The organism is Tardiphaga sp. 839_C3_N1_4, assembly GCF_051811045.1.
Lineage (GTDB): Bacteria > Pseudomonadota > Alphaproteobacteria > Rhizobiales > Xanthobacteraceae > Tardiphaga.
The window spans coordinates 2278735-2291622 of record NZ_JBPWQD010000001.1; the positions used below are offsets into that span (position 1 = coordinate 2278735).

The window sequence follows — 12888 nt, forward strand, 5'->3', positions numbered from 1 at the left end:
TTCTGCGGCGTTTCCAGAGTGCGGTCTAACCTATTGGAACTTTCGTCATAGAAGATGGAAGGTACAAGCAGTCTAAACATCCGATTGGGTTTCCGTTTGTTGCCGCCACGACACGACGAAACCCGCGTGGGTTGCAGCAGGTCGCGTGATCTGATGTGTTTCTCGAACCGTTAAAAAGTTGCGGCACCGATAGTCCTGTTCATTGACCGCCGGTCGACGCGCCCAGGCCTCTCGCTCGCATTGGCCTGCGATATCCGTATCGCAGCGGAGCAGGCATTCGTCAGTACGGCCCATGCCAGAATCGGACTGAGCGGCGACTACGGCATCGCCTGGCTACTCACGCGTACCGTAGGAGCCGCCCGCGCAAGAGAATTGATGTTGTTGTCCGACAGAGTCGACGCACAACGCTGCGAAACGATCGGACTATTCAATCGGATCGTACCGGCCGACAGGCTTGCCGAAGAGGCATTCACGATCGCGCTGAAATTGGCCGATGGCCCCGCTGAAGCCTATAGCGCCATGAAAGATAACCTGGACGAGCTGCAACAGCTCGGCTTCGCCGCATCTTTGGACAAGGAGGCCGAGCGGATGGTCCGCTCTGCGCAGATCGAGGAACACCGCGAAGCCGTCAGGGCGTTCGTCGAAAAGCGTCCACCTGTATTTCTGTGAGCGCAGATGGCAGCTAGCGTGCGCTGCATGAAATGCCGATCCCCGATGATTTTGGATCGGTACTGCAATTACGACGATGGTGTCGTCGTGAGGGTCTACCTGTGCAGCGCCTGCATATACATCCATATCGATGCCGAAAAGCATGACGAACGCTGCAACTGGCACCAAATGCACCACCTCATTTGAAGCCGACCACGTCGTTCATTTTGTTAGTAGCTTCCCTCCGGTCGTCAACTAAAGTTGGCCAAGGCCCCGCAGCCATACGGCAATCCGGTCAAATGCGGAACTGATCACGCTCAGATTGCCGCGACTCATAACCGCTGGTGGTCGGCACCTGCGCCACGACCGCACGGAGGCGCCGATCGGTAGCGTTTCCAGAAACGAAATTGCCCGCCGCCAATCGGCGATCTGCCGCCAGGGGTCGACGTCCTGACGCGGTTCTCCGCCGCTGCGCCCGAAGCCACGGTGGTCATGCAGCAGGACGACGAAGTCCTGCCTCCGCGAATGAGACGGCGAACGGCTCAAGCCCGTGGTGGATCGAGCCGCCAAGACCATGCGCCATTGTCACAGCCGGGAAGAGCCCCTTCCCGTCGGGCACGAACAGCCATCCATGCAGAAATGCCGCTTTCGGCCGGGATCGAGACATCGAGCTTGCTGGTCATGAGACGGCACTCATCCAAGGAGGTTGCGAAATCGAAGTCCGGCGGCTTCGCTGCCCCCGAACTGGCAGAGCTCGGACTACTTCCGAAACTTCGAGATGTTTTCGCTCAGCCAACCGGCGACGGACCGAGGTTCGTGGCCCGTCAATGCCTTAAACGTTGTTGTCGTTTCAGCAATTACCGACTGGTAAAAGAGGCGGTCCAATCCGAGCAGCACGTCAGCGACAAACTCGCTCAGTCCTGAGGCAAGGAGCTTCTCGCGCTGCTCTGCAGGGCTTCGCTGCTGATATGTGACGGTCCGACCAATCAGTTTTGATATTTCTTCGGCGACCTCGGGCATGCTCACGGCCCGCGGACCGGTCAGGTGGTAGACGCGCTGAGAAGTGGGGTGGGCGTCGTCCAGAAGCGCGACGCGCGCGGCATCGGCGACATCGCGTGTATCGATCAGGTTGACCACTCCGGCGCCCGCCGCGCCGCCCCATGCATCATTCGCAATTGGAGTGCCTGCGCGCGCCAGGATGTCGACGAACGTCGACGGCCGCAAAACCGTGTAGCCGATGTCGACGGTCGCAAGATGCGCCTCGATCTGCATGTGCCAATCCATCGGATGCAGCCGCGAGGGCGGACCCATCGTGGACAATTTCACGATTTGACCCACGCCTGCAGCGACCGCCGCATCGATCAGGGCGATCTCGTTGGCAACCTGCCGGGGGGACGTGCCATGAGCCAAAAACAGCCTGTCGGCGCCACGCAGAGCTTCGTCGAGGGTCGATGGCGCATCGAAATCCACTGCCGCGATGGTAGCGCCAGCGGGTAAGCCTTCCGCATTCGGATTTCTCGTTAGCGCCACTAAATCGAGAGGTTCTGACGCCAGGCTTGCGATCAGCGCGGATCCGACGCGACCCGTGGCGCCGGCGACGGCAATGCGGGGGCGGCGGTCGTTGGGCTGAGAGTGCTTGAACATGGGAGCATCCTTATGTATCTTGGAATGATCGGTCCAACATTCTTGGAACGACCATTCCAAGATGTCAAGCGAGTACCTGATGAGCGGAAAGCCCCAGTTCGATGACAGTGCAGTGATCAACTCCGCGATGGAGGTGTTCTGGCGGCACGGCTACGCAGCGTCGTCGATCGACCAACTGACGACGGCGATGGGTCTGTCGCGATCCAGCATGTACAAGCGCTTTCAGGACAAGGACGGACTGTTCCAAGAAGTGCTTTCGAACTACGCGCAGCGCGTCCTAAAGCGCATGAACGCGATTCAAGCCGGCACGAAGCGCCAACAGCTGGAGGCGCTGCTCCACGAATTCTTGCCCACAGCCGGCAAGACGGCCCGCCCAGCCGGCTGCATGCTCGCGCGTTCCTGCTCGGAGATGGCCGATCTTCCGCCGGCGAGCCAGGCGGTGGCGCGGGAGGGACTCACGGGCCAGCGCACCATCCTCAGCGGAATTTTGCGGGAAGCGGTCGCAAACGGAGAATTGGCCCCGGGATCCGACATCGACGGTCTGTCGTGGCACTTCCTCGGTGTCCTGCACGCTTCGATGAACTTCCCGCAGGCTGGCGCCACGCCTGGAGAGCTCCGCCGAGTCGTCGACCTCGCCATGTTGGCATGGCCGTTGATAGAAGACGCCACGATGAACCCACGCCGACGGCGTACTAACAACTAGTCTCCTAGCTATAAAATAGTTTTTATAAGAAATCGGGAACGAGGCCATCAGACCAAAGCTGTGATCAAGTCTTGGCGAGCGACGCATTTTTAATAGCTGAGCAACGGCGCCAACCTTTGGAGATGTCCGCTTTGCGCCATAAGCGGACGTCGCGTATGCAGAACACCCCAACGGGAATCTGAACGAAGTGATGACGATAGACACGCTAGTGTGCGGTCGGCTGTTCTCGATCCGGTTCGACGTCCGAGGAGTTTCGAAGCAATATGGCTCAGGGGCCGGCGACTGACATTTCGTCCTTTGCCAGATGGGGTATGCAGCCCCTGCTCAAATATATCGTTGCTTAAACTGGCTGCTAATTCACTGTTGCCAAGTACAAACTGGAATCAAAATAGTCCGCGGCCCGAATCGCCGTTGTGACGCCAGCTTCCGCCACGAAGAAATCGCTGACTTGCTGCAGCCATTTTGTAACCGTTCCGTCGGCATAAAGCCGTTTCCACTCCCGTGACGAGAACATCTTTTGCGCCTTAAGCGCCTCTGCTATGTCGGCAATCGAGGCGTTCTGATAGTGCCGCTGGTGAAGAGACTCCGCTGCGGCCTTGGGATTCCGCAACATGTGGTCGTTGGCGGTCGCCCAGCCTCGGATGATTCGCTGCAAGACGTCCTTGTTCGCGGCATAATACTCGTGCCGCGCGACCCAGCCGCCGACTACCGCCGACTGCGGATAGAAGGCGGACGCATCCACCAGCTTGATGGCATCCGGCAGCTTGTCGCGGACGCTGAGGTTAAACGGCACCCACAACGCGACGACAGGCACCTCTCCGGCAATGAACGCGCCCACGGCTTGCGACATGCTGCTATTGATCACTTGAACATCGGCGAGGCCAAGCCCGTTGGCGCGCAAGGCGCGGTCGAGAAAGATATGCGCCGTGGTCCTCGTTGTTGTCGCGATGCGCTTGCCGCGGAGGTCGGCGAAGGATTTGACCCCGCGGTCCGGGCGCACCCAGAGCTGCGCGGTCGCGATCTCGATATCGTTGATCAGAAAGCCGCGGCCGGCGCCGAGCGCGAGATAGTTTGAAATCACTCCGCCTGCCGACAGCACGTCCACCTCTCCCCGCGCCATGGCCTCGAACACTTCCGGCCCCGTATTGCGCTCGACGAGCTCAAAATCGATACCCTGCTTGTCGAACGAACCAAGATCGAGGCCGGTGAAGATCTGGCCGTCGACGGCGACGACATGGAGGTATCCCAGCCGAACGCGTGTTCGCGCTTGCGCGACCGCAGGAGCGGCAAAGGCGGCGCCTGCCGCAAACCCACCGGCCAGAACCTGGCGCCTGTTGAAAGGACGGAGCAGGCGCGTCATTGCATCGCCCCGCTCGCAACGCGGCGCGGCGCTTGCAATTCCACGCGAAGCCGTTCCGCATGGTATTGCGCAACGCCGTCGCCGGGATACTGGGCAAGAAAGTCGGTGACCCCCACGAGTGCCACGGCCGGCTGATCCTGCCGGATCGCGGCATAGACGGTTTCCCAGCGCTGGCAGAAGGCATGCTCCGAAGCTCCATCCGCCTCGCAACGTAGTTCAAAGATCCGCACGGCCTCCGCAAAGCCCTTCGGTTTGATCTCGTCGATGCTGCGGAAAGCAAAGCGTCCTTCGACGCGCTCCTTCACGGCGGCGCTGACCAGCACCTGTGTCCCATAATTTTTGTTGAGCCCTTCCAGACGCGCGGCGAGGTTAACGGTCGCGCCGAGCGCAGTGTAATTCATGCGGTCGGAGGAACCGACATTGCCGACGACCGCATCGCCCGCATGCAGACCGAAGCGGGTGCCATAGGTGGGCCACCCGGCGTCGCGGAACTGCTCGTTCAGCTCGTTATTGCGTTTCACACAGGCGAGTACGGCCTCGCAGGCATGGACGACGTGGTGGGGATCATCGTCTGGCGCGTTCCAGAACGCCATCACGGCATCGCCAATGAATTTATCGATCGTGCCGTGATATTTCATGATAACCTCGGACAGCGCCGCGAAATAGCGCGACGTGAAGATCATGACTTCCGACGGATCGGCCCTTTCCGTCTTGGCCGTGAAATCAGCGACATCGGTGAAGAGCACGGTGACTTCCCGCCGCGTTCCCCCGAGCTCGATCGACGCTCCGGACTCGATGAGTTGCCGCACGATCGGCCTCGGCACAAAACTGGCGAAGTTTCGTATCACAGTCCGCGTCGCAAAGACCGAGCGGCCGAGCTCGTTGATCTCGTCGATGACCGAATGCAGGCGCGGGCGATCCGCGAGCATGAAATGCTGGATCTCGTCGGTCTGTTGGGCGAGGCTTCGCAGCGACCGCGCGAGCATGGAGCCAAGCCAGATCGCCAGTGGTAGCATGCCGAGCACAAAACCGAGAGCCAGCGCAAACAGGCCGCGGCGCTCTGAAATGATCTTTGCGAAAAATTCGTCGAGCGGCGCGATCACAGCGAGCTTGATACCGGCATTGCCCCCTGTCTCGATGCCGTGGAAGGCGGCGACATAGGTTCGTCCGGCATCGTCCGCAAAAAACTGCTGAGACACACCGCCCTTTCGCCACGTCTCAACCGCCTGCGAAAGACCGGGCAGCCTGATCGCACTCATTGACGGCAGCTCGTTGCCGCGCTCGGGAATTTCCTCCATCAGCCGGCTCATCTCGGGATGCGCAACGATCCGCGCCGAATCATTGAATAGAAAGGCAACCCCGGAGTGGCCGAGCCTTTGCTCGTCCAGCATCACCTCAAGGCGATTGAGCAGGAGATCGGCGGCCACCACGCCGCGGCGGCCCTCCTTCAGCGCTGTGCGTAAAGTATAGCCGGGCTGGCCGGTCGCAAAGAACACATACGGCCCGGTCAGCAGTGTTTTCTCATCCTTGAAGGCCTCGACGTACCAGGGCCGCTGACGAGGATCATAGGTCGTGGGGCCCTTGGTTTCGGCAACCTGGATCAGGTTATCCGATAGGAAGATAGTGGCGGGCGATGGTGATGCGTTGCCGGTGCGTGAAATGATGACCACGCAGAAGGCGGCATCCTCATCCACGCCGAGGCCTGCACGGAAAGCCGGCTTGGCGCGGTCGATCACATCCATTTCAAGAAATGAGCCATCCTCATAGCCGACATAGAGATTGAAGATCTGTGGATTGTTGCGCAGCATCGAGGCCATCAGACTGTAGAGTCGCGAATTGTCGTCGATCTCCGCCGATTGGATCGACGGAAGGCCGGCGAGAATTTCGAGGCTGTCGCGCACGTTGCGGAATTTCGAATCGATCCGATCGGCGCCGAGCTGCGCCACCTTGTCGATAAAGGTGCTCGCCGCCGTCAGCGTGATCAGCGACACACGGCTGAAGCTGAGATAGACCAGCGTCAATCCGACCAACAGCACCACCGCCACGAACAGCGTGACGATGGATGTGCGAAACCCGATACGAAGTGGGCGCCGCTCTGCTGAACGCTTGATGGTCATCTCAGGACTCAAAACGGATTGACATAGTTCAGGATCGCTATCTGTCTCAACAGCACCTTGCGGATGATATGCGTCGCCTTGACGTGGTCGGTGAAGATCGCGGCCTCCCCGGCGCTTCCCGCCGGCAACTGCGCCGCAATCCCGGCGTCATCGAGCTTCACGCGCGCGACGAACGGCGCGGACTGGATTGCTTTCGGCATCACGGCAACACCCGACGTCTGGGTCTGGCCCGTGGCGACAGCCTGCAGAATACTTTCCACCCGACCCGTATAGATCTTGCCTGGGAGGAACTTGAACGTGACCTCGACCGGCTGGCCGCTTCGCAGATATCGCGCATCGTTCTGCGCGATTTCGACGCCGATAATCGTATCCGACGTATCGATGAAGGCCATCACCGGCGTCAGCGGCAGGTTTGCCACCCGCGCACCCTTGCGCAGCGCGAGATTGGTCACATAGCCATCGGCCGGCGCGCGCACGATGGTCTTGTCCAGATTCCATCGCGCGCTGTCGCGCTGTGCACTCAGCTGATCGACCTCCGATTGCCGCTGCTCAACATCGAAGCCGCGCCCGGCATCGCGCTCAAACAATTGCGTCATCTGGGCGAGGCGCATGTCCGATAATTTCAGTTGCGCTTCGATCCCCCTGACCTGGGCCTCAAAGGGCACCGGATCGATCCTGAACAGCACATCACCTGCCTTGAGCGGGGTGTTCGCGGCGACCGGAACATCGATCACCTCGCCTGCGACGTCCGGGACGATGGAGACCGAGTGGCGGACCACCAAAGCAGGCCCCTGCGGCGCACCCCATCCCATCGGAATGAACAGCAACAGGTTCAAAAGCAGGAGGACAATGAAAGGAGAGCATTTCCAGAAAAGGTTGAAGCGAACCATGCCGGTTCGCACAAGAACGAACAGCAGCACCAGATAAACCGCCATGATTGCGATCATCATGACTGCAACTCCCTCTTGCTGGAGGCAGGCACGTCAACATAGGCCCAGATCAAGGCGACCGGCCAAAGCGCGAAGCCGCAGATCAGCGTGACCCAGCCCGCAACCGTCACTGCCTCCGCCTGCGGATGACCGCGGGCCTTCGCGATGTGTCCGGGCAGCCAGCCGGCGATGCAGAACACACCGATAACGCAGACGGCCAGAATGATTAGAACGATCCAGGCGAAGATGTCGTAGCCGCTCATCCAGGCCTCCTTAATTGACGGCTTGCGCCTCCGGGAATTTCCATTTCCCGCTGAGGATTTCGGCGCGCGGACGATAGAGTCGCACGGTGTAGTTCCAGCCCTTCATGATGGGCAGGCAGTTCGGGATTTTTCCGTCACAGCCGCCGAACTGGATGCTCACCGAACCATCGGCATTCTTTTTTGAGGTAATGTTGTTGAGCGAATAGGCGTTGTACTGGTTCTTCTCGTAGTAGCCGGCGGCATTGTAGAGACTGACGGACCAGAACGCATCGACCGGCACATCCTTGACGTTGAGCTTGTAGATTGTGCTGCCGTCATTCTTCGATGGCGAGAAGCTGAGATAGGTCGCGTCCTTATCGGGATTGCCTCCCCAGCCCGCGGACGTACCGATCAAATGCCTGATAGGGTCGACCTGCCCTTTGGTACCGAAGGCATGCGAGAAGCCGCCTGCATATTTCGCCAGCACCAGAAGCGCGTCGTGGATCTCTTTCCGGGCGGCCTGATCCCAATTCGGCAGGTCGAGCTTCCCTTCACTTTTCTGGCTTGCCTTGATCGCGTCTTGCAGATCGTGAACCTGCTTGAGGTCTTCGGGATTGTTTGGATCGACGAGCGTACGGACGCCAGCCACGGCGTACCGCGTGCCCACATTCTCCTTTGTCAATTTGTGCGATCCGGCACCGTAATAAACGGCCGGAACATAATGGTCCTCGTTAATAATTTGCAGCGACATAAAGCGCTTGCCCGCGTTCGGCATCGTGACGGTCGCAGGCCCCGCGTCGAGGTCAAACACAGCAAAAGAATAGAGCGTATCGCGATTCAGGCGAATGACCGTCTGATTATCTATGCTTGCAGGCTCACGGTTATGCTTGAACTTTCCCAAACTTCCTTCTTTGAGAAGATTATCGATATAGGCGTCGGACTCAGCACGGGAAAAATTATCCAGCGTGACAGGCACGGTGCTACCCGCTGGGGATTGAGCCTGCGCGGCAACGACTTCGGCGCACACCAATCCTGAAACAAAAAAGGTGATAAGTATCTTCATGACAAAAATTCCTTTCGTGTTCAGTTCACAGCCTGCAACAGCGAAGTCGCCTGCAATTACCGCCTTCTCTCACATCACCGCTTCACCAGTGGCGGCGGATAATAGGTGCCGTTCGCCACGCCTTCAGTCGGGCGATAGAACCGGAATGTGAGGCGGTACTTCTGCCCTTTCGGCGTCGGCAGCCAGTTGCCGTCAGGCGCATCGGCAGGCTTCTGATCGGCAAAATAGAGCGTCAGCGAACCGTCCGCGCCGTATTGCAGCTTCGACTGGTTGTTGATCAGAAACCGGTTGATTGGATTCGGCAGCACGCGGAAACGGTGACCGTCCACGGCGATCACCGACCAGAAGAACGTCGCATACTGAGCCGGCAGCCCATCCTTCGGAAAGGTCAGTGTATAGACGTTGTCACCGCTGATCTCGGCTCCGGCCTGATCGAGGCTTCCTCGATAGTAGAGAACTTCCGGCTTGATATTGGCCCAGATGCCGCCGTTGTTGACCAACGTTCGCGCCAGATAATCGAGGCCATATTCTCCAACAACACCGGGACGTGCCCAGCCGTTCTGCACCGTGCCGTGGCCGATGATGGCCCCGGCCTTACCCAAGTCGGCGAATGCACGGGTACGGATCACCTGATCCACGCGCGCGCGTTCGGCAGGGTCCTTGATGGCCTTGGCGATGGCGCGAGCCTTCTGGCCCAACGCTTCCAGCCCGACGCTGAGATCAACCTCGCTGTCGAGTGCAATATCGGCTGCCTCGAAAGCTTCGACGCCCGGCAATGTCTCAAGCTCGAATATCGGCGTCTTGGGAATGTCCGGAAGTTTCGGCGCGCCTGTTGCCTGGAACTTGAACTGATGTTGCAAGGCGATTGCCGCCTCCGGATCGGAGCCAAGCTCGACCCGGGCAAGCACGCGAGAATATTTCACCGGCAGATCGATGCGCGTCGCTCCCGCAGGGATCGCAACGTTCGCGCCCCTGAGGCACATGGCAAACTCCCCGAACGGCCGCTTGGGAAAGAGGCGCTCATTGATGTTGGCTATTGTCTCGCCCCAGCCATTGAGGAAGTGGACCGTGTAGTAGCGTCCCTCGACCTTCGGCACGCTGACGATGGTGCAACTGCTGTCGTCGACAGCGACCCAGGCTTCGGAGTAGGCAACATCAAGATTGGGGTTGGGCCAATCCACGGCGCCGGGCTTGCGATGCACCAGCTCGTTCCATTTAAACCCTTCCTGGAAATCAAGTTGCTGCTGACGCGTGACCAACAGCCGGCCGAGAAGATAGATATACGCGTCACTGATATCCTGATCCGTGATGCGGGCGGGTTGCGGTTGGGCGTTCGCCGCCCATGCCGTCGTCAAAAGCAGAGCGAATGCTGCGCAAACAAATCTGTTCATGACCCACTCTCATCCATGCCTATAAAAACCGTCACGGCTCGAAGGCAAAAACCTTCTTCCAGTCCTGCTTCATGTCCACGACGGTCCAGCCTTTTGCCTTCGCCTCCTCCCATGCCTTGTCGAGTTGTCCGATCTTCGACGGGCGGTCGTAGGCATATTCGCGCGCGGCATCGGTGTGATGCACGATGCCGGCGAACCGCGGACCGCTTCCCGCCATGGTCCATTGCAGCATCTGATGGTCGCCGTCGGAATTGCCGAAGGCGAAGATCGGACGGCGGCCGATTGTCATGTTGATGCCGGCAGGTTTCCCCGGCCCATCGTCGATGAACTGCATCTTCGCCGTCTTCAGCAGCGATGGCCTGCCCGCGGCATCGAGCTGATATTTCGTGACGCCGGTTGAGCCGACCACCTGCTCGGGCGGAATGCCGTAAGCCTTTTCGGCCCATACCCGCATGAACTCGACGCCGCCGCCGGACACGATGAACGTCTTGAAGCCGTTGGCGCGCAGGTAGGCCAGCAATTCGACCATTGGCTGATAGATCAGCTCGTTATACGGCCGGTTGAAACGCGGATGTTTTGCGGTTGCGAGCCAGTCGGCGACGGACTTTGCGAAATCATCCGTGGTCATGCTACTATGCGCCGCGGCCACCAGCGTCAGCAGGCCCTTCTCGCCCTGTTCCGCCAGCGCCTTCCTATCGCCGGCAAGAAACGCCATGAACGGCTGCTGCCGCTTCCATTCGGGATGCTGCGCCGCCATCGCCTTGACGCGGTCGAGCGCAAATGCGGCCTGGAAATAGACCGGCTGCTCGCACCACAGCGTGCCGTCATTGTCGAACACGGCGATGCGCTCGGCGGATTGCACGAAATCCGCGCCGCCCTGCGTGGTCACTTTTGCGACAAAATCGGTGATAGATTTCTTCGCGGCGGCATCGTTCCACGAGGGCAGCGGATCGCTTTGTGAAACAGCGCGCTGGCTCAAGAACACGCAAAGCAAACTGGCGATAAACGAAGCCGAGACGCAGCGGCGAAAGAAAAAATCTATTTTCCCGGTCATCGATAGACCTCACTCGATCGAAAGTTGTCAAAGCAGGGAGCCAGCTGGTACGACACCAACTGGCCCCCACAATTGCTGCATCTACTTCTCGATGCCGCGAGCCTTGAACGATTGGTCGATCGCCTTGTTGACCTCCTTGCGCACCCCCTCAACATTAAAGCTCGCTGGACGTTGGCTCGGCGGGTACTCGGCGAACGTCTGCAGGAAGGCAGCGGCCTTCAGCTGCCCCTTGACCATGAGGTAATCGTTCTTCGCGAGCCAGTCATAGTATTGATCCGATACCACGTCGGCGCGTTCATAAGGATCCATCCGAAGATTGTAGAGCTTTGGCACACGCAAGGTCGCGAAGGGGTTCGCCCAGACTACGAAGCCGCCCGGCATACGCTGCTCGGAGAAAACCACCTTCCAGTCGTCATAACGCATCGCGACGAGATCGCCGTCGTCGTTGAAGTAATAGAACTCGGTACGCGCGCTCTTGGGCGATTTCCCTGTCAGGTAATCGAGCTGGTTGAAGCCATCGAGGTAGTTCTTGAAGGTGGTGGGATTGCTAGCCGGCTGCCATCCCTTGAGCAGCCGGTCCTTGACGTCGGTGTCGCCGGCGGCCGCGAGCAGTGTCGGGAACCAATCCAGACCGGAGACTATCCCGGTGGAAATCTCACCGGCCTTGATTTTCCCAGGCCAGCGAACCATCGCCGGGACGCGGAACGCACCTTCCCAGTTGGTATCTTTTTCGCTGCGAAACGGCGTCGTAGCAGCATCGGGCCACGACCATTGATTAGGGCCATTATCGGTCGTGTAGATGACGATGGTATTGTCGGCGATGCCGAGATCGTCGATGGCCTTCAGGAGTTTTCCGACATCGCCGTCATGTTCGACCATGCCGTCAGCGTACTCATTCCCGACCATTCCGCTCTGTCCACGCATCGAATCGCGCACATGTGTGAAGGCATGCATTCGTGTTGCATTCATCCAGGTGAAGAACGGCTTGTTGGCCTTCACTTGTCGCGTCATGAAATCGACTGCGGCATCCGACGTCTCGTCGTCGATCGTTTCCATCCGCTTCCGGGTCAGCGGCCCTGTATCCTCGATCTTGCCATCGGCATAGCTGCGGATCACGCCGCGTGGATGATATGCCTTGAGGAAAGCCGGATCGTCTTTTGGCCAATAAGGTTGCTCCGGCTCCTCCTCGGCATTGAGATGATACAAGTTGCCGAAGAACTCATCGAAACCGTGATTGGTCGGGAGGTATTCATCGCGGTCGCCGAGGTGATTCTTGCCGAATTGTCCCGTCGCATAACCCAGCGGCTTGAGCGCCTGGGCAATCGTGATATCCCCCTTCTGGAGGCCAACAGGAGCACCGGGTGCGCCGACCTTGGAGAGGCCGGTACGGAGGCAGGATTGCCCCGTGATGAAGGTCGACCGGCCCGCCGTGCAGCTGTTCTCCGCATAGTAATCGGTGAACATCATGCCTTCCCTGGCAAGGCGATCGATATTCGGCGTCTTGTAGCCCACCACTCCGAACGAATAAGCACTGATGTTGGTCTGGCCTACGTCGTCGCCGAAGATGACGAGGATGTTCGGCTTGCGTCCGGACGGCGTGGCGGGTGCTGGCGCCGGTCCTGGTGTCGGCGCAGCCTTTTGCGTCTGGGCCTCTGCGGCCGTCGTCATCGCCGCCATGGCCACCAGCGCCGATGAGCCCAGCAGAATATTCCGGCGGCTGAGAGCGTGATTGTCGGC

At 59.5% G+C, this 12888-nt stretch carries 11 protein-coding genes; 2 read left to right on the forward strand and 9 right to left on the reverse strand.

Annotated elements, in window-relative coordinates; all coding sequences use genetic code 11:
* Nucleotides 1-201: 201 nt before the first annotated feature.
* On the forward strand, nucleotides 202-669 hold the full coding sequence (locus AB8A38_RS11020; protein WP_439088502.1) for an enoyl-CoA hydratase-related protein: 468 nt from the start codon (nucleotides 202-204) through the stop codon (nucleotides 667-669).
* 738 nt (nucleotides 670-1407) lie between these two features.
* Here AB8A38_RS11020 and AB8A38_RS11025 read toward each other — a convergent pair.
* Nucleotides 1408-2292, reverse strand: coding sequence for an SDR family oxidoreductase (locus AB8A38_RS11025; RefSeq protein ID WP_439085997.1), 885 nt, complete (start codon nucleotides 2290-2292; stop codon nucleotides 1408-1410).
* Nucleotides 2293-2371: 79 nt separating this feature from the next.
* On the opposite strand from AB8A38_RS11025, the gene AB8A38_RS11030 reads away from it, so the two are divergent.
* Nucleotides 2372-2995: a TetR/AcrR family transcriptional regulator gene (locus AB8A38_RS11030; RefSeq protein ID WP_439085998.1), complete on the forward strand. Its 624-nt coding sequence runs from the start codon at nucleotides 2372-2374 to the stop codon at nucleotides 2993-2995.
* A 352-nt stretch (nucleotides 2996-3347) separates the two neighbouring features.
* On the opposite strand, the gene AB8A38_RS11035 is transcribed toward AB8A38_RS11030, so the two are convergent.
* From AB8A38_RS11035 to AB8A38_RS11070, 8 genes are all read right to left on the reverse strand, one after another.
* On the reverse strand, nucleotides 3348-4346 hold the full coding sequence (locus AB8A38_RS11035) for an ABC transporter substrate-binding protein (RefSeq protein ID WP_439088503.1): 999 nt from the start codon (nucleotides 4344-4346) through the stop codon (nucleotides 3348-3350).
* Between the two features lie 5 nt (nucleotides 4347-4351).
* Nucleotides 4352-6472, reverse strand: coding sequence for an adenylate/guanylate cyclase domain-containing protein (locus tag AB8A38_RS11040; protein ID WP_439085999.1), 2121 nt, complete (start codon nucleotides 6470-6472; stop codon nucleotides 4352-4354).
* 8 nt (nucleotides 6473-6480) lie between these two features.
* Nucleotides 6481-7422 (reverse strand): HlyD family secretion protein, encoded by a 942-nt coding sequence (locus AB8A38_RS11045; protein ID WP_439086000.1) that lies wholly within the window; start codon nucleotides 7420-7422, stop codon nucleotides 6481-6483.
* A complete protein-coding gene (locus tag AB8A38_RS11050) occupies nucleotides 7419-7664 on the reverse strand; it encodes a DUF3302 domain-containing protein (RefSeq protein WP_439086001.1) in 246 nt (81 codons plus the stop codon). The genes AB8A38_RS11045 and AB8A38_RS11050 overlap by 4 nt, the downstream gene beginning before the upstream one ends.
* Nucleotides 7665-7674: 10 nt before the next feature.
* Nucleotides 7675-8706 carry a DUF1254 domain-containing protein gene (locus AB8A38_RS11055; RefSeq protein ID WP_439086002.1) on the reverse strand — a complete coding sequence of 344 codons (1032 nt, stop codon included), beginning with the start codon at nucleotides 8704-8706 and terminating at the stop codon, nucleotides 7675-7677.
* A 74-nt stretch (nucleotides 8707-8780) separates the two neighbouring features.
* Nucleotides 8781-10097: a DUF1214 domain-containing protein gene (locus tag AB8A38_RS11060; protein ID WP_439086003.1), complete on the reverse strand. Its 1317-nt coding sequence runs from the start codon at nucleotides 10095-10097 to the stop codon at nucleotides 8781-8783.
* A gap of 31 nt (nucleotides 10098-10128) precedes the next feature.
* Nucleotides 10129-11151: an HAD family hydrolase gene (locus AB8A38_RS11065; protein ID WP_439086004.1), complete on the reverse strand. Its 1023-nt coding sequence runs from the start codon at nucleotides 11149-11151 to the stop codon at nucleotides 10129-10131.
* A gap of 81 nt (nucleotides 11152-11232) precedes the next feature.
* Nucleotides 11233-12828, reverse strand: coding sequence for an arylsulfatase (locus AB8A38_RS11070; RefSeq protein ID WP_439086005.1), 1596 nt, complete (start codon nucleotides 12826-12828; stop codon nucleotides 11233-11235).
* Nucleotides 12829-12888 lie beyond the last annotated feature (60 nt).